The 19,233-nt window shown below is 48.6% G+C and carries 19 protein-coding genes and 1 pseudogene; 10 read left to right on the forward strand and 10 right to left on the reverse strand.

What is annotated here, in order from left to right:
* Nucleotides 1-804: 804 nt before the first annotated feature.
* The 3 genes from QD47_RS34065 to QD47_RS07275 form a co-directional block, all read right to left on the reverse strand.
* On the reverse strand, nt 805-921 hold the full coding sequence (locus QD47_RS34065) for a TetR family transcriptional regulator (RefSeq protein ID WP_152643778.1): 117 nt from the start codon (nt 919-921) through the stop codon (nt 805-807).
* Nucleotides 922-1,036: 115 nt separating this feature from the next.
* Nucleotides 1,037-1,249, reverse strand: coding sequence for a helix-turn-helix domain-containing protein (locus QD47_RS07270; RefSeq protein WP_044645492.1), 213 nt, complete (start codon nt 1,247-1,249; stop codon nt 1,037-1,039).
* Between the two features lie 33 nt (nt 1,250-1,282).
* Nucleotides 1,283-1,498, reverse strand: a complete 216-nt coding sequence (locus QD47_RS07275) for a helix-turn-helix domain-containing protein (RefSeq protein WP_044645493.1) — start codon at nt 1,496-1,498, stop codon at nt 1,283-1,285.
* A gap of 174 nt (nt 1,499-1,672) precedes the next feature.
* Between QD47_RS07275 and QD47_RS29995 the strand changes: the two are divergent.
* Nucleotides 1,673-2,454 (forward strand): annotated as a pseudogene (locus QD47_RS29995) (hypothetical protein).
* Nucleotides 2,455-2,724: 270 nt separating this feature from the next.
* On the opposite strand, the gene QD47_RS07290 reads toward QD47_RS29995, so the two are convergent.
* From QD47_RS07290 to QD47_RS07300, 3 genes are all read right to left on the reverse strand, one after another.
* A complete protein-coding gene (locus QD47_RS07290; RefSeq protein WP_044645494.1) occupies nt 2,725-3,465 on the reverse strand; it encodes a GTP pyrophosphokinase in 741 nt (246 codons plus the stop codon).
* Nucleotides 3,466-3,567: 102 nt separating this feature from the next.
* Entirely contained in the window at nt 3,568-4,377 is an 810-nt protein-coding gene (locus QD47_RS07295) for a histidinol-phosphatase (RefSeq protein WP_044645495.1), read from the reverse strand.
* A gap of 60 nt (nt 4,378-4,437) precedes the next feature.
* Complete coding sequence (locus QD47_RS07300; RefSeq protein ID WP_014277800.1) at nt 4,438-5,340, reverse strand: LysR family transcriptional regulator; 903 nt, start codon at nt 5,338-5,340, stop codon at nt 4,438-4,440.
* 427 nt (nt 5,341-5,767) lie between these two features.
* Here QD47_RS07300 and QD47_RS07305 point away from each other — a divergent pair, with 427 nt between their 5' ends.
* The 5 genes from QD47_RS07305 (at nt 5,768) to QD47_RS07325 (ending at nt 10,583) form a co-directional block, all read left to right on the forward strand.
* On the forward strand, nt 5,768-6,226 hold the full coding sequence (locus QD47_RS07305; RefSeq protein WP_044645513.1) for a chemotaxis protein CheX: 459 nt from the start codon (nt 5,768-5,770) through the stop codon (nt 6,224-6,226).
* A 39-nt stretch (nt 6,227-6,265) separates the two neighbouring features.
* Entirely contained in the window at nt 6,266-7,045 is a 780-nt protein-coding gene (locus QD47_RS07310) for an SDR family NAD(P)-dependent oxidoreductase (protein WP_044645496.1), read from the forward strand.
* A 155-nt stretch (nt 7,046-7,200) separates the two neighbouring features.
* Nucleotides 7,201-8,592 carry a DEAD/DEAH box helicase gene (locus tag QD47_RS07315; RefSeq protein ID WP_044645497.1) on the forward strand — a complete coding sequence of 464 codons (1,392 nt, stop codon included), beginning with the start codon at nt 7,201-7,203 and terminating at the stop codon, nt 8,590-8,592.
* Between the two features lie 18 nt (nt 8,593-8,610).
* Complete coding sequence (locus QD47_RS07320; protein WP_025685414.1) at nt 8,611-9,357, forward strand: ABC transporter ATP-binding protein; 747 nt, start codon at nt 8,611-8,613, stop codon at nt 9,355-9,357.
* Nucleotides 9,358-9,359: 2 nt separating this feature from the next.
* Nucleotides 9,360-10,583, forward strand: coding sequence for an ABC transporter permease (locus QD47_RS07325; protein ID WP_044645498.1), 1,224 nt, complete (start codon nt 9,360-9,362; stop codon nt 10,581-10,583).
* 118 nt (nt 10,584-10,701) lie between these two features.
* On the opposite strand, the gene QD47_RS32985 is transcribed toward QD47_RS07325, so the two are convergent.
* Nucleotides 10,702-10,818, reverse strand: a complete 117-nt coding sequence (locus QD47_RS32985) for a YjcZ family sporulation protein (RefSeq protein ID WP_209440990.1) — start codon at nt 10,816-10,818, stop codon at nt 10,702-10,704.
* A gap of 149 nt (nt 10,819-10,967) precedes the next feature.
* Here QD47_RS32985 and QD47_RS07330 point away from each other — a divergent pair, with 149 nt between their 5' ends.
* Nucleotides 10,968-12,302: an ATP-binding protein gene (locus tag QD47_RS07330; RefSeq protein ID WP_235332208.1), complete on the forward strand. Its 1,335-nt coding sequence runs from the start codon at nt 10,968-10,970 to the stop codon at nt 12,300-12,302.
* A 118-nt stretch (nt 12,303-12,420) separates the two neighbouring features.
* On the opposite strand, the gene QD47_RS07335 is transcribed toward QD47_RS07330, so the two are convergent.
* A complete protein-coding gene (locus QD47_RS07335) occupies nt 12,421-13,719 on the reverse strand; it encodes an aminotransferase class I/II-fold pyridoxal phosphate-dependent enzyme (protein ID WP_044645500.1) in 1,299 nt (432 codons plus the stop codon).
* Between the two features lie 215 nt (nt 13,720-13,934).
* Here QD47_RS07335 and QD47_RS07340 point away from each other — a divergent pair, with 215 nt between their 5' ends.
* Nucleotides 13,935-14,720: a helix-turn-helix domain-containing protein gene (locus QD47_RS07340; RefSeq protein ID WP_044645501.1), complete on the forward strand. Its 786-nt coding sequence runs from the start codon at nt 13,935-13,937 to the stop codon at nt 14,718-14,720.
* Between the two features lie 167 nt (nt 14,721-14,887).
* Here QD47_RS07340 and asd read toward each other — a convergent pair whose 3' ends face one another.
* Together asd and QD47_RS07350 are read right to left on the reverse strand one after the other, a co-directional pair.
* On the reverse strand, nt 14,888-15,685 hold the full coding sequence (gene asd, locus QD47_RS07345; RefSeq protein ID WP_044645502.1) for an archaetidylserine decarboxylase: 798 nt from the start codon (nt 15,683-15,685) through the stop codon (nt 14,888-14,890).
* A gap of 88 nt (nt 15,686-15,773) precedes the next feature.
* A complete protein-coding gene (locus QD47_RS07350) occupies nt 15,774-16,901 on the reverse strand; it encodes a YheC/YheD family endospore coat-associated protein (protein WP_044645503.1) in 1,128 nt (375 codons plus the stop codon).
* A gap of 223 nt (nt 16,902-17,124) precedes the next feature.
* On the opposite strand from QD47_RS07350, the gene QD47_RS07355 reads away from it, so the two are divergent.
* Nucleotides 17,125-18,285: a glycosyltransferase family 4 protein gene (locus tag QD47_RS07355; RefSeq protein WP_044645504.1), complete on the forward strand. Its 1,161-nt coding sequence runs from the start codon at nt 17,125-17,127 to the stop codon at nt 18,283-18,285.
* A 114-nt stretch (nt 18,286-18,399) separates the two neighbouring features.
* Nucleotides 18,400-19,188 (forward strand): WIAG-tail domain, encoded by a 789-nt coding sequence (locus QD47_RS07360; protein ID WP_044645505.1) that lies wholly within the window; start codon nt 18,400-18,402, stop codon nt 19,186-19,188.
* The last annotated feature ends 45 nt before the right edge of the window (nt 19,189-19,233 follow it).

Consider the following 19,233-nt stretch of genomic DNA (forward strand, 5'->3'; position numbering starts at 1 on the left):
GTAAGTGCAGCATTTTTAATTCGGGTCTGACGAATAGAAGAAATGGATGGACACAACTTTGAGTTAAGACCCATATGTATCACTGAGTTTGTTGGGTACAAAACATTCATATTCGGATACAGATGTTCCGAGTAAGCTTTCATTCAAGGTACAAAAGGGTAAGAGGTGATATTTATTAAACAGTCCAGCATATGTATTTATCGGTTAAAAGAGAGATTTAGTTTACATAATGAGCCATTGATTGGTGTATTTACTATGTTAAATAATGGAATTTAGAAAGCTGATAGTAATTTTGGGCAATTGCCTTTCAAAGTCAAGAACGTGGCTGATTTAATCGTGATCATGGATTCCGGTAAATTAATACAGGCTCATATGGAATCAGTGGGATCAATAGAAGTGAAGTGAAGGGAGAACGGGCATCATCTGGAAAAAGGGGTGTTGTGAGAAAGAGTGGCTTTTGATAGTGTAGGTAATATATATAATAAAAAGGAATATATCCCTTTCTATCGTCTCGACACATGTAGTAAAAAGGAAGAAAGTATCCTTGTTTAGATCTGGATGTGTTTACTTATTTTTCACTAACTTTACCGAAATATGATACTTGGTGGCGCCTGATGAGTATGTTTCGTTTTCTATTTTTGCTCAAGTAACGGAGGGTATGACGGGAGTGGATCTGGAAGGAATTTGTCAAAGATCAGAACTATGCTTGCAATTAAGAAATGTGTTGAGCAGTATCCCGAAAAAGATTCTCATGCTTCAATGTCGAGCAATGCCATTTTAGGCTTGCTCGTTGCAATTTGAGTTTCAATAATCCTTAAAGTAGTAATTTAATTGATTTAATAACACGCCTGCTTCTTCAGTTACATCACACATGGAGACGTTAGTATAACCTTCGGTAGATATACATTTAAAGGCAGCTATGAGTTTTTATCAAAGATGTAATGTTTCCTTAAACCTCATTCATTTAACTTCGGTCGTCTGTCCAAAAAAACATGGAGTTTTATCTATTCCTTTCAGTTAACCCTGTAGAATTTCTCTACTCTGTCTCATCGAATTGCATTAATTCTGATATGTCCTTAATTTCTAAAGCGATGGCGATCCTTGTTAGCATAGCTAAATTCACTTCTTCCCGAGCATTTCTGCATAATTCCGATATTGCAGCTTGCCGGACATTTGCCATTTTTGCTAATTGTAACTGAGTGATGCCTCTTTCTTTCATAACGTCTTTAAGTTTTATGACCAGTTTCATGTTAGATTATCTTCTGTCTTGAATAAAGAGCTTTCAGTTCTCTTTTTCTAACTGGATTAACTCCGATAAATCAGTAATCTCCAAAGCGTGAGCAATTTTTTCAAGCATGAGTAGGTTAACTTCTTGTCGATTACCACTACAAAGAGTAGATATTCTGGATTGGGGTATTCCTGTCATAGCTTCTAAGCTTTTTTGAGTGATTCCTTTTGTTTTTAATACTTCCTTTAGCTTAATTTTGATTTTTAACATTAAATAGATGCCTCCGGGATTTTTTTATTGACAATTTATATCTTCAAGAGTATATTTTATTTATCGCTGTAAGAGTATATATTTACTATAAAATTCATCCTAAACAAGGGGATATGCATCATATCCTTGGATTTACTATTGCCATTTTACCAAAAAGAATCGGGGGAAATACATATGACTACACTAGGAAACAAACTCAACAAACAACACATTCTGGACATTGTTCGCATGGAAGCAGTTTGGCCGCAAGAAGTGGGAAGCGATGACCAAGAGATACATTATTATCACATCACCGATACTCTGAACCGTAAATGGCAAACGATAGGCTATAATGTCTCGGAAGCTATTGAAGTGTTTGAGAAAGGACAGACTAATGTGTGGACACGAATCATAGAGCCAGCCCCGTTTAACCCCAAATTGACCACGAACGATCTCATTCAAATGTTTCATATCAATCCCGAAGATGAGCACATCCGTAACGCTATGCAAATCATACTGAACTCGGTTGAAAGGCGCAATGAATTCATTGCCCGTTCTATTTATATTAACGAACAAGACACTTTTAATCTACTCTGCAATATGAAAGGTGAGTATCTTCGGCAGCATCAGCTTACAGACGAGGAATTTATGGAGTTCAGCATTTTGCATCATTCGATTCCCAACGCTCGAAAGTACAATAGATAGACGAACTAAACCGTTTCGATCTCTATATTGCTGATTTGAAATCGCTCTTGGGATTGTTGCAAAATGCTCACTTGTATGCTGCAAATCCTATTGAAGCCTTATCTGTATATTTTCTGGAGTCTGTAGACATCCATCTGTATTGGGAGTGGGCAGGGGTAGGAGGCTCATGTGAGAAGGCCATTCAATATAAACAAGAGGAACCTGAAATGCCCCTGATTCAAGCGATTGAAAAGGCTGAGGACGAAGTCGACCGCTATGTATCCGGTTATTAACTGTTTACTAAGGAGGAGTGTGTATGTACAGAACAGGAAGATTAATTAACGGTAAACTGTTTCTAAAGACACTTTCAGGCGATTGGATCAGCCTACAGATACTCATTGATAATCAATTTTATAGAGGTGTCGAATATGCGTAAGCGTTCGCCTTTGCAATGGGATTCTAACCCTTAAAGGGGTTATACCATCCTGAGAATCCCGTTGCAACAGCGATCGTAAGATCAAATCATTCGCGTAGCGGTGAATTCACCAACGAAGTCTGTCCAATTACTCCCCGAGCAGCTTCAAAAAGTTGGCTGGCACCGTAAATTGCTGATTATTAATGATAATCTTCCGAATCTCTTCAACAGGGTCTTCTTCACCTTGAGCGTCTTTAATTTCCTTGATTTCTCGGTGGAGACGTTCCATTTGGAGGTCAAGCGCATTGGCTGAATCTGCTGCATTTTTTAATTCGCGTGTCAGGCTTTCAGGTACGGACTGGTTGTATTTATAAAAGATTTTATGCTCCAGACTGGCCCAGAAATCCATCGCAATTGTCCGAATTTGTACCTCCACGCAGACCAGCTCCTGACAGTCGGACATGAATACAGGAACCTGGATCAGCAAATGCAGACTTTGGTAGCCGTTTGGTTTGGGATTTTTGATGTAATCCTTGACCTCCAGCACCTTCAAATCGCTTTGTCTCTGAAGCATGTTGCTGACATCATAAATGTCCGAAATAAAAGAGCAGGTAATGCGCAGTCCCGCGATATCCTTAATGTGATCCTTGACGGCAGCAAGGGAAAGCTCGCTATTTTTACGAAGCATTTTGTTCATGATGCTCTCAGGGGATTTGAGGCGCGATTTGGTATGCTCAATAGGGCTATAATCGTGCAACGCCTGAAATTCCTGCTTTAGTATTTCAATCTTGGTTTCCATCTCGTCGAGCGCAAATTTATAGATCAGCATAAAACGCGTGATATCATGTTTTAGCTTTTTGATCTTGTCCATCGGGTCTTCCGGATACATATGTAATTCTCCTCACACATAGATGTCGTTTATTTAAAATAATGGAGCCGTGCGGTTTAAGGTGGTTGGCAGCGAAGCGGCAATTCCCACCCTAAACAAATTCTAAAGCGGCACCGAAATTTTACGTTTTTGTTTAAAATAAACCCATTCGCGGAAGCCAATATCCTTCAGCATCACCTTCACTTCGTCCCAATCATCGCCTACCCGCGCAGGTTTATGGGCATCTGAACCAAAAGTGACCTCTACGCCAAAATGATGCGCTCTTTCTAAAATAGGAACGGACGGGTACCATCCGCCACTGAGCTTGGTTTTACCTGAAGTGTTGATTTCAATCGCTACACCGGATTCTGCGATCACTCTCAAGGTTTCATCAATCGCTTCATCGGCAGGAATATCTGAGAAAGCAGGGAAATTCCCTTTCATGGCGTCGATATGACCCAAAATCTGAAACATACCGCTCCGCGCAGATTCCTGAATGAGCGCATAGTAAGCTTGTTTGACCTCGATTTTGCGTGCATCACTTACGTCATTCCAACGGCTGCGATTAAAAATGCTGTCTCCCTCAACGTTGTGGATCGACCCAATGAGGTAGTCGAACGGATAAGGGGCCAGGGTGGAACGGTACAGTTCTGCAAAATCAGGAAAATAATCTGTTTCCAATCCGAGCAGCACGTCAATACGGCCTTCGTATTCCTTCTGTAGCTGCTGTACCTCTTCTACGTACTCGGCAAGCTGTGATTTCGCCATATAAATTTTTGGAAAAGCCTGATCCTGCTCGCTGCATAAGTAGGGGGAATGGTCCGAAATACCAATAGCCTGTAAACCGGACTGAATGCCTGCTTCGATATAGTCCCGAATATTACCGTCTGCATGACCGCAGCGGAAGTGATGGGTGTGCAGATCAAATTTCATAGGATGTCGTCCTTTCGTAATCAAGGTTTGTATTTCGTATGGTGTTCATAGCGGAGTGCGTTATTCAGAACTGATGAAATTGGTTTCCGGCATACCCTTTAGATCGCTTAGAAACTGCTGCATAGCGGAGTTCAGATAGCGGCCGGATTTATAAATGACTCCCACCGGATGGCTAACCTCCAGCTCGGTAATCTGGATCATTTTCAATGTACCCGCACGTAGCTCGGGAGTGACTGACAGCCTGGAGATAATGGCAGCGCCAAGATTAATCTCGACCATCCGTTTGACTTCCTCGCTGCTGGACAATTCGATCACGACATGAGGCACAATTTGGTGTTTTTTAAATACATCGTCCACGAATTTTCGTCCTACCGTATCGGGTGAGAGCAGAATAAGTGGAATTTCCCGAAGGGCTTCAATGGTAGCATGCGGTTGGGAGGCCAGCGGATGAGTGGGCGATACGACAAGCTCAAAGGAATCGTAATACAAAATCGAAGTGCTCAAATTTGGATTACGTTCGATCAAGTAACCGATGCCAACATCAATAAGCCCGTTTTCCACCTGTTGATAAATCATGGAGGAAGCCATGGATTGAATAGAGGTTTTGATGAGCGGGAATTGATCCTGAAAGTAGGAAAGTACACGCGGTAAAATTTGAATGGCGATGGACGTCGTAGTACCCAGTGCAATATGACCCTGTGGCGTTTCGTTCAGATCGTACAATTTTTGCCGTAGTTCCTCGACAACACTCAAGATCCGCTCTGCATGTTCCAAAAAAACAGCCCCTCGGTCGGTCAGGGTGACGGGTTGGTTGCGGTCGATCAGAATGGTCTTGAACTCGTCCTCCAGACTTTTGATTTGGGCGGATACCGCCGGCTGCGTCAAATTGAGAAGTTCTCCGGCTTTGCGGAAGCTCATCGTTTTGGAAATCATGATAAGTGTTTCAAGTTGACTGATGTTCATGAAGTTCCTCCTCTCTTTTCTTAATTCTGTCGCAGTAGTACAGCCTGAGGATTTTTCACAAATCCACATGTGCATATGTAAAACCATCGTTATGCTTATTTCATTAAATTATAGGTTATTCGAGCGGGAAGGGCAATGAATCGAAGCAGAACACCGTAAAGTATGGTATATTGGAAAATAAAGACTAAAGTCCTGCTATACATCAAAAGTAACCCATTTGAATTCGATGGAAAGCGATGGAATAGGACATTATTCACATTTTTTGTGATTCGGCTATAAAAAATTGCCGGATAGCTGTCGATAAGTGATAGAGAGAGTATTTTATTGAAGGTTGACTCGTTATGCATCATTTTGAAAAATAAAATTCTAATTAAAATGGGACTTTTGTTGTGTGTCTAAAAGCCCATCGTAAAGGGGCGCAATGATCGTGAAGGCAGAAGTGATAAATCCTTTTTTGGAGTCGGCGCGGCGGGTCATTGAACAATTGATCCAAGTATCTCCTTCACCCGGCGATCTCGGGGTGAAAAATGTCGAGCTGGTGGATGACCATATTTGGATTATGATCGGGATGACCGGACAGCTTAGCGGAAATATTGTGTTCGGCCTGAATGAACAGGTAGCGTTGCGCATGGTATCGGCGATGATGGGCGGATTCGTTTTGACTGAAATTGATGAGATGGGCAAAAGCGCCATTTCTGAATTGGGAAATATGATCAGCGGTAATGCCAGCACGATTTTGTCCAATCAGGGGATTGTAGTCGACATTACGCCTCCGCAGGTCATGAAGTCGGAAAACTTGACCTCCTTCGTACCTCAGCGTGCCCTTTATATTCCGCTTACGATGGAAGGGATCGGTGAGCTGGATATTCAGGTGATGATCTCTTAATATTAAAGAAGCAGGTTTCTTTAATATGGAGGGATGGCCATGAGTACATTGCAAAACAAGGTGGTTGTCATTACAGGTGCATCCAGTGGAATTGGTGCCCTTTGCGCACGGTTGCTGAGCGAAAAGGGCGCGATTCCTATTTTGACAGCGCGTTCGCAGGAACGGTTGGAGCAAGTGTCGGCGGGAATTAGCGGCAGGCATGAGCTGATCCCTCTGGATGTCACTCGTCAGGAGCAGGTAGAGGCCGTGGCTGCCCGTGTGCTGGAGCAGTACGGAAGGGTCGATATTTTGCTCAACAACGCAGGTTACGGGAAGTTTGATTATTTTCATGAGACAGACCTGACGGAGTTTGAACAAATGATGGATGTGAACTATATGGGCGCTGTCCGCTGTATCAAGGCATTTCTGCCGCAAATGACAGCAAGAGGTACGGGACAGATCGTCAATGTGGCATCCATGGCCGGCAAAATCGGGACAGCCAAATCGTCCTCCTACACAGCAACGAAGCATGCACTGCTAGGGTTCAGCAATGCGCTTCGGCAGGAGCTGCGCGGAAGCGGAGTTACGATAACAACGATTAACCCCGGACCGATTGACACGCCGTTTTTTGACCTCGCTGATCCTTCGGGCGGATATGTCCGTAATGTAGGCTGGTTTATGCTAAAGCCGGACAAGGTGGCGCAGCACATCGTGAGAGCGATGGAGCTTCGCAAGGAGGAGGTTAATCTGCCACGGTGGATATCTCCTTTTCTCAAGCTGTATCAGCTTGCTCCCAGACTGACCGACAGGCTGGGCCATGGCGTGATGAACAAAAAATAAAGGATGTCCCGCAAGCCATGTGATGGTGGAGGGACATCTTTTTTTTGTTATTTCGTAGCAAAGGAGGGCGGGACTAAATATCTGCATTTGGTTGCAGGGCTGTTTTCGCATATAATGGAGAGTAACGAATTTACGTATAGGGGTTGGACCTTTTCATGACATTGAATTTTGAATCGCTCGGCGTTGAACAAGATCTGTTGACCAAGCTGGCTGAGCATGAGATTACGCAGCCTTCGCCAGTTCAGGCGCAGGCTATACCAGAAATGATCAAGGGCAGGCATGTATTGGCGCGTTCGCAGACCGGCACAGGGAAGACGCTGGCTTATTTGCTGCCGCTGCTGCAAGCCATTGACCCGCAGAAAAAGGCTACGCAAAAGCTGATCCTGGCTCCCAGTCAGGAGCTGGCGATGCAAATTGTACGCGAAGGCCAGCGTTATGGGGAGCATCGCGGCATCCGTGTGCTCGGCCTGATCGGTGGAGCGGCAGTCAAGCGCCAGATCGAGAAGCTGAAGGACCATCCGCAGCTTGTGGTCGGCACACCGGGACGTGTACGAGAACTTATCGCTTCCAAGAAGCTGAAAATGCACAACATTACAACCATCGTCATCGACGAGGTGGATCAGATGTTCCAGCTCGGGGGAGCAGGCGATGTCACGAACATCTTGGGCACCGCCCAGCGTGACCGTCAGTTAGTATTTTTGTCCGCGACGCTGAACGACGAAATTCAAGCGCTGGCCAAGCGGGAAATGCAGGATTACGTGGAAATTGGGATTGATCCTGACCAGAAGACGGCCAGCGGTCTGGAGCACTATTACTTTGTATCCGAAGAACGGGATAAGGTGGACATGCTGCGCCGACTGGTGCGTCATTTTAATCCGAGAAAAGCGCTGGTGTTCGTCAATACCACCAATGCTATCGGGGAGATTGAGGCCAAGCTCAAGCATATGGGACTGACTACAGCATCCCTGTACGGCGATGCGGACAAAGTTACACGTACTAACGTGCTGGCCCAGTTTCGTGCGGACAAGCTCAAGGTGCTGATTGCTTCCGATGTGGCAGCCCGTGGTCTGGATATTGAGGGACTGGAAATGGTGATCCATTTTGATCCGGCTACGGACAGTCAGGCTTATGTTCACCGTGCGGGACGGACCGGACGAATGGGACGTAAAGGACTGGTTGCGTCGGTTGTTACCGACCGTGAAACATTCATCATGCGTAAGTTTTCCCGTGAACTGGGCATCGACATTGCGGAGCGTGCGTTGCACGGAGGCCGGGTTGTCGTACCGCGTCCGGTGGATGCCAAGCGAGCGCCTGCAAGGCCATCCGAAGCCAGACCTACTTCTGACGGAGCACCAGTGGAAAGCCGCAAGGCACCTGCCCGCGGTGAGAACGGTCGTCCTGGCAGAACTACGGCAAATAGCTCGGCTCCAGGTAAGGGCAAAGGAGCGGCTTTGTCCAAAGCAGGGAAAGCGCAGCGCGAGCGTGATCGTAAAAACAAGGGAGCACCAAGATGGCTGAAGGAAAAAGGGTCAAAACCGAACGGATAAGTGAGAAGAGGGGGAGCCATGGAACAACAGCCTGTATTGCAAATTAATGGACTGACAGGCGGATACAGCGCCAAGCGCCCGGTGCTGCACCAGATTTCTCTGGATGTAAAGCCGGGCGAAATGGTGGGGCTGATCGGTCTGAACGGAGCCGGGAAAAGTACGACGATGAAGCATATTTTGGGACTGATGACACCGCAGGCGGGAGAAATCCGCGTGCAGGGACATAAGCAGGCGGAAAATCCCGAGCAGTATCAGGGAGCCATTGCTTTTGTACCCGAGTCTCCAGAGCTGTATCCTGAAATGACCGTGATGGAGCATATGGAATTCACCGCCAGAGCGTATGGAGTCAGTGAAGCTGATTTCCGCACCCGCAGTGACCAAATGCTGGACTTGTTCCGTATGCGGGATAAGAGCGGAAGCATGTCGATGCATCTTTCCAAAGGGATGCGCCAGAAAGTGATGATTATGTGCGCATTTTTGGCGGGACCGCCGCTATATGTCATTGATGAGCCATTTTTGGGTCTGGACCCGCTCGGTATTCGTTCCCTGCTTGATTTTATGCTGGAAATGAAGCGCTCGGGCTCGTCCATTTTGCTCAGTTCTCATATTTTGTCCACGATTGAAAATTATTGTGATCGTTTCATTGTGCTTCATCAGGGTGCCATCATTGCACAGGGTACGCTGGACGAAGTGACAGCACAGGCGGGTAAGCCGGGCATGCCGCTGGAAGATGCATTTTATGAGCTGGTACAGGGCAGGGAATGAGCATGGATTTGCAACGCTTGCATAAAGAAAGACGTGTTGCGTTCTGGGGACAAGTGCTGCCTTATCTCGGCTATGTCATTCAGAGCGGCCTGGCGGTCGTCTTCGGCTTTGCGCTGATTGCCTTTGCCGCGTGGTATACGTCGCTGATTATGCATATCCCACCGGATTTGCCCATCCGCTGGATTATGCTCATTGTAGCCGTTCCGGTCGCTCATGTGAGCTTCCGTACGTATTTGAATGAAGCCGATATCGTCTTCCTGCGCCCGCAGGAGCATGCGATGCACCAATATTTTAAGTCCAGCCGTATCCGTGGCGTGGTGTATAAAATATTCGGCCTGCTGTTGCTGCTAGTGATCGCATGGCCGCTGTATATCCGCAGCGATACTGCGCCTAAGCCACTGCTGCTGACCATACTGCTGTTCGTGCTGCTGAAGCTGCTGTTCAGCTATGGCGGCTGGCAGGAGCTGCGCATGGTATCGCGCGGCGCAAGTATGGGGTATCGTCTGCTTCGCTGGGTGCTGGCAGTGCTGCTGGTAGCTGCATGGCTGTGGCAGCCTCCGCTGCGCAGCTTGCCGTTTATCTTGCTGGTGGGTGTGGTGTACGTGCTTGTCCTGCGTTTTCCGGTCAAGCTGCTGGTGGCATGGGAAAACCTGATCCGTACAGAAGGCATTCAGGCTGCCCGTGTGATGCGTACTTTGGGCTGGTTTGTAGATGTGCCGGCCCTTACGCAGAGAGTGACTCCGCGTCGCTGGTTGTCCTGGTTGAGTGGTAACATACCGTGGGACAAAAGGGGAGCTTATCGTTACCTGCTGTTCAAGACCTTTGTGCGTACAGAGCCTGTGGGGATGGTGATACGACTGGGTATCCTCGGCCTGTTGATTATATGGATCACGCATACGAGTTGGATCGGTATCGCTGTGTATTTATTTTTTATATTCCTGATCGGCGTGCAGATTACTTCGCTAAGGCAGTACCACAAGGATTCGTTATGGCTCCAGCTCTATCCGCTTCCTGCACATATCCGCCGTGCGTCTTTCCTGGACTTTGTTGTCCGGCTGCTGTTGCCGGTTGCGGTCGTCCTGTGGCTTCCTTTTTTGTTGAGAGGAACTGAAGGGCTGATCTCCACGCTGCTTACGCTGGCTGGTGGAGTGTTGGTAGTATACCTGGTACGAGGCGCTCAGGCGAAAAAATGGCGTCTGGACGGTCAAGATGAGGAAGAAGTTTGATCCTGTGTGTATAAAGTAAAAACAAAGGCTATTCCGTAAGCAGCAAGCGCTGTTTGCAGAATAGCCTTTTTGCGTTGGTACTGCTATGGGTCAGCCGTGGGCGCAGATGTCCGTCTGCTTAAATGAAAATCGTTTTGCTGATGATCACTAACAAAATGAACAGCACCAGAATCGTTCCTGTGCTTGTGAATGCGCCGAAACCACCGTAACCGCCTCTTGTTTCTTCTGCTCCCATGCTCATTCTCCTCTCGGTCATCGTGATGTAGGATACACCGTATATTATGAAGAGCATTTTCGTATTGCGTGGGCCATTGTGGAGGTACATTGCCGGATCGCCTTATTTTTTTCAACGGATAGGGGGGGATAGAGAGGAAAAGCCACGTTTTGTCGAGAATAGAAGAAGTATGTAATCATTATCACTTGGAAAGTGGGAACAACGAGATGCTGGCAGACAAGCTGCTCGTGAATATATTTCTGGTTTTTGTACCCTTGCTGGTGTATAGCACTTTATCGGATCATCGACATATGAAACATGCCCCATTGCTCATGGGAGGGGTGCTGGGTATCTCTTCTGTGCTTTGTCTTATTTTCTCGTATAGCTGGTACGGCTTGTTTTGGGATCTCCGATATGTTCCGCTGATCCTCTCCGTTTTATATTTTGGCCCCGTAGCAGGACTGGTGAATATAACACTTATGGTGATGGCCCGCATTTATGTTGGACCTGATTCCATCGGGGTGGGGCTGATTAGCATGCTGTTATGTTATCTCGGACCTCTCCTGGTGAGAAAAAGATTTATGCAGCTCAAAGGCATGCTGGCCCGAGTGTTGATAAACTTGCTCATGAGTGTGTGGATGAATGTGATCATGCTGGTTATTCTTATGATGCATTCCTGGGCCAACGGCAGACTGGATGAGGATGAAGTCGAGCTGATCAAGGGGGTCCTTTGGTTTGCTATAATTCAATTTCTAAATATCGGAGCTGCCTCTTGCTGGATGGAGTTTAGTCTCGAACGGGAAGAGATGAGAAAAAAGATCAAATATGCTGAACGTCTCAATACGTTAGGGGAACTGGCCGCTTCCATGGCTCACGAAGTTCGTAATCCGTTGACGGTCGTAAAAGGGTTCCTGCAAATGGCCCAGTCAGGGCTGGAAGGAAAAAACCGCAGATATATGGCGTTGGCGCTGGCGGAGGTGGATCGGGCTGAAAGAATCATTAGCGACTATTTGAATTTATCCAAGCCGCAGATTGGGAAGACAGAGCTGATGGATCTGTCCGGCATGGTTCAACAGATTGTTCTGCTCCTGAAACCGATGGCGGCCAAGCAAGGCGTAAGAATGCAGACGGAGCTGAGGAATGATATATATCTACATACGGATCGTAATCAACTGTTGCAGGCGTTAATTCATATCACGAAAAATGCGATTGAGGCTGCGGAAGATGGAGGCAAGGTAGACATAAAGCTGGCAGTTCAGGAAGAGAAGGCATGTCTGAATATCAAGGATACTGGAAAAGGCATGAGCCCGGAACATCTGGAACGGGTAGGCACTTTGTTTTTTTCGACCAAAGAAGTAGGAACAGGGCTGGGAACAGCAGTCTCTTTTCGCATGATTGAAGCGATGAACGGCAGTATACGGTATGAGAGCGAGCCGGGAGCGGGTACGGAGGTTATCATTTTGCTGCCGCTGGCGCAACAATCTTTGCTGGCTGCTGAGGGATAAGTGCTTCGAGTTGTGAATGAATCGTTCAACAGGGGATATAAAAAAACGGTATGCCGCAACATCCGGCACACCGCTTAATCCAGCTATAAGTCTAACCAGTTAATACCGACCGATTAGATTAGGCGTTCAATAAGTCTTGCACACCACGATAAACAATGTCGTACAAGTCTTCCAGATATTCTTCCTCGATACAGGAGAATGCGATACGGAGATCATGCTCACCCAGTGCAATCGTTCCCACCCCATATTGCTCCAGCAGATGTGTGCGCAGTTGTTCGGCGGACAAGCCGTTCAGCTTGAGACACATGAAATAACCCGAGTTGAAAGGATAGTAACTCCATACATCTCCGTATTTTCCGCTATCAAGTAACGCCTTGACCTTGTTGGCCCGGCCTTTCATGATTTGGAACTTTTCTTCCTTCTGTTGCTCAAAATCCGGTGATTTGAGAGCATCCAGCACGAAGGTTTGCGACGGGTGAGGGCCGCTGGAAATCGTTGCCCGTATAATTCCCAGTGTTTTTTGCTCCAGTGCGCTCAGCACGTCCTGATGTTCCGAAGCAAAGGTAATAAATCCGACACGGAAGCCCCAAACGAATTCTTCTTTGGTAGCTCCGTCAATTTTGACTGGTAAAATTCTTGGATGAAGTCCAGCCAACTGGCCGAATAGCGATTCATGTAGCGAATCCTCGAAGAACAGGCCAAAATAAGCGTCATCTGTCACAACTACAACATTGATGCCTGCTTCTGCTGCTTCCTGAATGGCAGCAACAATCGCTTTGCCTTCTTCGATTCCTGGTGTATACCCGGTCGGGTTGTTCGGGAAGTTCAGTACAACGATGGCTTTGCCGTATTCCTTCTGCGCCAGCAGCGCTTCACGTAACCCCTCACTATTAAAACGTTGATCCTCTGTGAACAACGGGAAATTCACCAATCGTCCATGACGGCGAATACCGAAGGTCAACTCATAATTTTCCCAGTTTTTGTCCGGATAAATGACAGCATCCCCTTCATCCGTAAACAGGTCGGCAACGATGCTCAAACCATGAGTCAGCGCGTTCGTAACCACAGGTAGGCCGTAGCTTTTTCCAGCGAGCGACGGGTTTTCCTTCAGCATTTTTTCCCGCCATACACTACGCAGTTCGGGCTTGCCCGCAGGAGGCGCATAAGGGTACAGGTCCTTGGGGCTGTATGCAGACAGCTTCTCCTGAATGACCTCCAAATGCATAGGACCGCTACCCTCGGTAGCAATACCAATTGTAGCGTTGTACTTTTTAGCAAGTTTCCCCGCCTCAGCGGATTGACTTAAAATTCCTTCTTTTGGGAAATAAATCTCTTTACCTAAAAGAGAAAGCATTTCATATACATGCTCGTTGCCTGCCTGAATGTTGCGGTTTAACTGCGCTGCCAGTGGATTCATTCCGGTTTCATCCTTCCAAGTCATTTTGATTACATATTATAGCATTACACACGGTAAGCGTCACGCAAAAGCGTCAACGAAGCTCTCCTGACCTGCTGGAGCATAAATCCATGGGGAGGGAAGGCTTTATTTTTTGCGTAATGGCTGTTCTGCGCTTATATTATAATTTAACGGGATCAAGGACAACGAAAGAATAGCATAAGGAGGTACAGATTTTGCTGGATACGTCTGCGTCATCATTCATCCTGTTGTCCGCCTTTGCCAAAATTGTGTGCGAGCCGGGCTGGAAATGGCAGGTGCGCGAAAGGCCGATGCCAAACTATGATTTATTTTATGTATGGAGCGGTGAAGGAACGGTTGTATTGAACGGGGAGTCCTATCCGGTAAGCAAAGGAAGCTGCTTCCTGTTCAAGCCGGGGGATGATACTCGTGCCACACATAACCCGCAAAAGCCGCTAATACTTACCTATATTCATTTTGATCTTACCGAGCAGCCGGAGATCATCCCTGCAAGCTATCGTATGCTGGAGGAAACGATCGAGGTGGAGCATATGCTTGCCAGGTACGTCCGTCTGCGCCTGGAACGTGCTTACGGGGCCGAGGAGGAGGGCAGGCTAATCCTGAAGCAGCTCATGATACATCTGCTGCGTGCCGACCGCAAGGAGCCACAGGAGCGGCCGGCCAGCCACCAGCTCACCGAGGTCATCCGGGAAACGGCCAATTATGTGCGCCAGCATCCGGGGCTTCCTCATCGCGTCGAGGATTTGGCGGCACGGGCAGGGCTGTCACCGCGCTATTTTTCAATCAAATTTAAGGAGTTGCTGGGTGTTTCCGCTCAATCTCATATCATCAGCATGCGAATTGAGCGCGCACAGCATCTGTTGCTGTATGCCGGAATGAATGTGACTGAGGTGGCAGAGGCTTTGGGATACCGCGACATTTTTTTCTTCAGCCGCCAATTCAAGCAGTACACGGGGAAAAGTCCGTCCGAGATCAGGTGAAGGAATGAGCGGGTGGACAGGCTGTAGCCAAGCGACGGAGCGGTGAACGTGTGGTTCTGAGCATATTTCCTATAACGAATAAAAAGATAAACACAAAAAGGACCTGAGCAATGCTGGGGTCCTTTTTCATATATGTTGCTGTTGTCATGCTGTAACGGCAAACTTGCTTACGCTTTGGGATCGTGCCGGAAGCAACCGAGACGCTGCCCCATTCTAACTACATCTCCAAGCTTCAGCGCAGGGTCAGGATCAAACGTGCCGTTTTCGGTCAGCAAAACGACGGTTGATCCAAACTCGAAATATGCGAGATCCTCGCCTTTTTCCCATGAGACAGCTTCATCATCGGTGTATTTGATGCTGCTTACATTCATCGCGCCAACCTTGACGACCGCCACCTCGCCGTATTCATGGGCAATGTACGTAATCTGCCGTTCATTGCGGCTCAGAACCGCTCTCATGTGCTGTAAGCCGAAGTCATTCACCGGATATACCTTGCCACGCAAATGCTCCTTCTCCACCAGTGTACCGGATACCGGCGCATGAATACGATGATAATCGGTCGGGCTGAGATACAGCACAAAGGCATAGCCGTGCGTGTATTTCTCAAGACGCGGCGAACGGTTAAGCAGCTCATCCAGCGTATAGTCCTGACCTTTGACATTCAAAATAGTGCCGGACGTAATTGGGCCAGTGAAGTTAATCCGCGCATCCACCGGACTGGTCATCACCTCGGCGTTCGTATCAATCGGGCGCATGCCCGCTTTTAATTTGCGTGTAAAATAGGCGTTCAGGGAACGGTATTCCTTCCATTCCTGTTCAGCCTCATGCGTCTGGATCTGGTACGTACGTATAAAGGTGGGGATAAAAAGTCGGCTTGCACCGCTTTGCGCGAAGGAACCCACAACCCGGCACACCCACTTGCGCGATGATAGCTCAGTCATGAGCCGCAGCCACTGTTTTGCCATTTCAGATCCCCCTTGTTCATTTCCGAGCCGTCTTGGCCGGAACCTGTCCGGCCGCTCTGAACTATATTGACACAGAATGTGACGTAAATCAATACAGTGGACGGTCGAGTGAACGGTCGGTGTCTGCCGGGGGCATCCGTTCGAGAAGCCAACGCGCATAAGCCATCGGCTGAGTGTACGTTTCTTTCCAGACATTGTTCATGCCTGCCTGGCTGAAGCCGTAGCGCTGATCGCGGCCGTTGCATTCGATAAAAACAATCTTGCCTTCCTGCGTAATGCCCAGGTCCAGACCGACGTCAGCCAGCCGGGGAAGGTTTTGTGCCAGCCGATGAACGATTTGCAGCGCGAGTCTTTCCAATTCATTCATCAGACGGGCTGCGTTCCATGGCTGAGCGGTCTGTGCCTGTGACAACACCTCTGGCAAGGAACGGGCCGAGCCGCCCTGCGCCACATTGGAAACGAAGGTGTGGGAAGGAGCAATTTTGGCAAACATGCCTGTCACGCTCCAAATACCGCCATATCCGCGTTGCACCGTCACACGAATATCAAAAGGACGGTTGTTATACAAAGCGAGCGGTAATGTTTCCTGCACGATATGAGGACTACGCAGTAACCGCTTGTGTAGAAATGAAGGCAGTTCTCCGGCGTACAGGCGCAGTGTGATCCACCGATCGGGTACAGTGGGATGTGCGCATTGTAAAGTCCAGTCACCACGGGAACGTCTCAGGCGCATAATTCCTCTGCCGATGCTCCCGCTGCTTGGCTTGATGATGACATCTCCGGTCTGCTCCATCAAAGTACGAATTGAAGCCAGATTGCCTTGTAGCGTTCGCGGAAGATGGGGGTACAGCAGAGGGTCCTCCTGCAATATCGCATGTATGTGGTCCTTACGGAAACGGTTTTGTTCATTAAAGATATAAATTCCGTTCTGCACCAGTCTGTTGATTTCACGGGAGTTTTCGTTTTGCCGATAGAGAGTCCGATTGTGGATGACCCGTGGCAACGGGAGAGTCATCTGCTGATAGCCGTTACCATGTTTAACAAAAGCCCGGCATGTTCCGGTCAGTATATGAATTTCCTCCAAACGAAGAAAGCAGGGGATTAGCTCATGGCTCAACCCGGCGTCCACGTAATTGGTGAGTGATTCATATCCGGTCCTCATGGCGGGGATGCCCCGGTACGTTGCCGGGTTGAGCATGACGCCGACATGCAGCATGGGTATGTCCGCCCTTCCTTGTTGTGACTCCAACTGACAATTCAGTGGTTCTAGTCCATCATATGTATCAAAGATCGGCCAGGCATGGACGGTAGCCTTGCTGCTTGCCCAAAGTGAGGAGCCAGGCACCTTTCAGGCAGGGGGGCGATATGATACACCATGAGTGTTGAAGAGAATTTGCAGGAGAGAGCTTGAATCAAAGAGGAAAGAAGGTGCAGGGCTGATGCAGAGGCCGAAGGTAGCAGTTATTACACCGGGCTCTTTTGTTATACCTTCGCCCCGCAGCAGCTCGGTAGAGCGGGTTATTGCCCATATGGTACCGCTGGCCAGCGATAAGCTTCAGGTACAGATATACGGCATACGGGGAGAAGAGGTACCGGATACCGCCGATGTGGACGGGGTGCCATGCATACGTTATAAGCAGGGGCCAAGTTATATTCCCGAGGTGATTGCTGACCTGAAAAGATGGTCACCTGCGGTGGTGGATGTACACAACCGCCCGGCTGCGGCATATGCGATCCACAACGCTTTGCCCGATAGCCGGATCGTGCTAACTTTGCATTCGACCACTTTCATCCGGGAGCCGCACCTCAAACGGAAGGAAGTGGATCGACTGCTGTTGCCGATGGAGCGGATCATCGTGAACAGCGCCTACATGCGGGCAGCCGTGACCGCTGACAGCTCTGATGCTGTCAGGCGACGCATCGCTATAAATGAGCTGGGCATTCATCCTGGCGATTTCCTGCCGCGTTGGACCCCTGCGGCAGAAGCGGTCAGAGCGGCACGGCTGAACGATTTCGGCTGGGCGGGCCGTCGGATCGTGTTCTACGCGGGCAGGCTGGTGCCGGGTAAAGGCGTTCATCGGCTGCTCAAGGCCCTGCCGCGCATCTCCCGTACCTGCCCGGATGTGCTGCTGCTCATTGCGGGCAGCGCCTATTACGGGCAGGATCGCCTCACGCCTTACTCGGTGTCGCTGCATCGGCAGACACGTAAGCTCAGGATGGGAAAGCACGTCAAGTTTCTCGACTATGTTCCCCATCCGGCATTGGCCTCGCTATATCAGTTGGCCGATGTGACCGTTGTTCCTTCGGTGAGAGATGAGGCCTTCGGGCTGGTCAATCTGGAGGCGATGGCCGCAGGCGTGCCCGTAGTTGCTTCCCGTACGGGCGGCATCCCAGAGGTTGTACGGCACGGGGAGACGGGCTGGCTTGTGTCTCCATCTCCGGGGGAGCAGGAAATGGCTGCTGTTGTCATTGGACTGCTCCAGCAGCCTGACTTGCGGCGGCGCATGGGAGAGGCCGGGATTGCCGAGGTACGAAAACGGTTTTTATGGCAGCATTCAGCACAGCGCTGGGCGCAAATCATGCTGGATTGCGTAACGTAGTGACATGAGCCCAACTGTGAGCATAGGCTATCGTATAGGCATTAGCATGATTCCCAGCCGGGTGAATGAAGCGGAGCGACCGCTGGTTCACTCCTGTCCAAAGGAGCGGTCATTATGAACCATCGTATGAACCATAATAGTAAGGATAAAAGAACAGCGCGGCGTAACCTTTCCAACGCGGTTCCCTCCCCTCGAATAGACAAAAATAAAACGTCTTCCGTATCCGGCAAACCGATTCAGCGGGAAACGGCAAGTGTAAAGTCAATCGTGGATACCCAAGCTCCAACTCATGACCCTATCACTGTGGATGAAGCAGCATGGCGGAAGCATAAGCTTCCCAAGACACTGGAGGAAGCCATGCTGATGAACCGGGCGTCTGTACTGCTGCTGTCTGTGCCTGAGGCAGATACGGAACATAATACAGAAGAAGGCATATCGTCTATAGCATACAGAGGTCAGTCAGAGCAGGAATCGTTGCTGGATTGCTCCATTACCAGTATCCACATTGCTGAAGGCAGGCATCGCCCCAAGCAGCAGCGGGTAGCGTTGTCTGCTGACAAGCCTGCTGCTGCTTTTACGGATGATGACGAACCTCCGCTTAACGTGACTTATGATGACGGGCTTCTTCGTGAGCATACATTTAATTCAAGAGTGGCCTCAACACGGTTTGGCAGCATTCCTTTTTACATTCCCGCAGAAGCGGACAGGGATGATGTGAGCATTGTGTTTGAGCAGCCATTCCAGGACGTGCGTTATGCAATCACAGGTAATGCGAGCATACCTGGGGTAATAGTATCTGTCACGAATTGTCAGAGAGATTCGACGGTGTTCACTGTGGAACGCAGACACGCAGGTTCGGTTTGTGAAGGTTTGATTCTGTGGATTGCAATCGGGCACGATTAAAAGACCTCCTCACAGGATTGCGAATTTGCATAAAACAAGAAAAAG

Source organism: Paenibacillus terrae (assembly GCF_000943545.1).
Classification (GTDB): Bacteria; Bacillota; Bacilli; order Paenibacillales; family Paenibacillaceae; genus Paenibacillus; species Paenibacillus terrae_A.

Coding starts and splice junctions, on each gene's coding strand:
- QD47_RS07270 (WP_044645492.1), bottom strand. CDS start 1,249: ATGAAACTGGTCATAAAACTTAAAGACGTTATGAAAGAAAGAGGCATC.
- QD47_RS07275 (WP_044645493.1), bottom strand. CDS start 1,498: ATGTTAAAAATCAAAATTAAGCTAAAGGAAGTATTAAAAACAAAAGGA.
- QD47_RS07290 (WP_044645494.1), bottom strand. CDS start 3,465: ATGTATCCGGAAGACCCGATGGACAAGATCAAAAAGCTAAAACATGAT.
- QD47_RS07295 (WP_044645495.1), bottom strand. CDS start 4,377: ATGAAATTTGATCTGCACACCCATCACTTCCGCTGCGGTCATGCAGAC.
- QD47_RS07300 (WP_014277800.1), bottom strand. CDS start 5,340: ATGAACATCAGTCAACTTGAAACACTTATCATGATTTCCAAAACGATG.
- QD47_RS07310 (WP_044645496.1), top strand. CDS start 6,266: ATGAGTACATTGCAAAACAAGGTGGTTGTCATTACAGGTGCATCCAGT.
- QD47_RS07315 (WP_044645497.1), top strand. CDS start 7,201: ATGACATTGAATTTTGAATCGCTCGGCGTTGAACAAGATCTGTTGACC.
- QD47_RS07320 (WP_025685414.1), top strand. CDS start 8,611: ATGGAACAACAGCCTGTATTGCAAATTAATGGACTGACAGGCGGATAC.
- QD47_RS07325 (WP_044645498.1), top strand. CDS start 9,360: ATGGATTTGCAACGCTTGCATAAAGAAAGACGTGTTGCGTTCTGGGGA.
- QD47_RS32985 (WP_209440990.1), bottom strand. CDS start 10,818: ATGGGAGCAGAAGAAACAAGAGGCGGTTACGGTGGTTTCGGCGCATTC.
- QD47_RS07335 (WP_044645500.1), bottom strand. CDS start 13,719: ATGAATCCACTGGCAGCGCAGTTAAACCGCAACATTCAGGCAGGCAAC.
- asd (WP_044645502.1), bottom strand. CDS start 15,685: ATGGCAAAACAGTGGCTGCGGCTCATGACTGAGCTATCATCGCGCAAG.
- QD47_RS07350 (WP_044645503.1), bottom strand. CDS start 16,901: ATGCTGCATGTCGGCGTCATGCTCAACCCGGCAACGTACCGGGGCATC.
- QD47_RS07355 (WP_044645504.1), top strand. CDS start 17,125: ATGCAGAGGCCGAAGGTAGCAGTTATTACACCGGGCTCTTTTGTTATA.
- QD47_RS07360 (WP_044645505.1), top strand. CDS start 18,400: ATGAACCATCGTATGAACCATAATAGTAAGGATAAAAGAACAGCGCGG.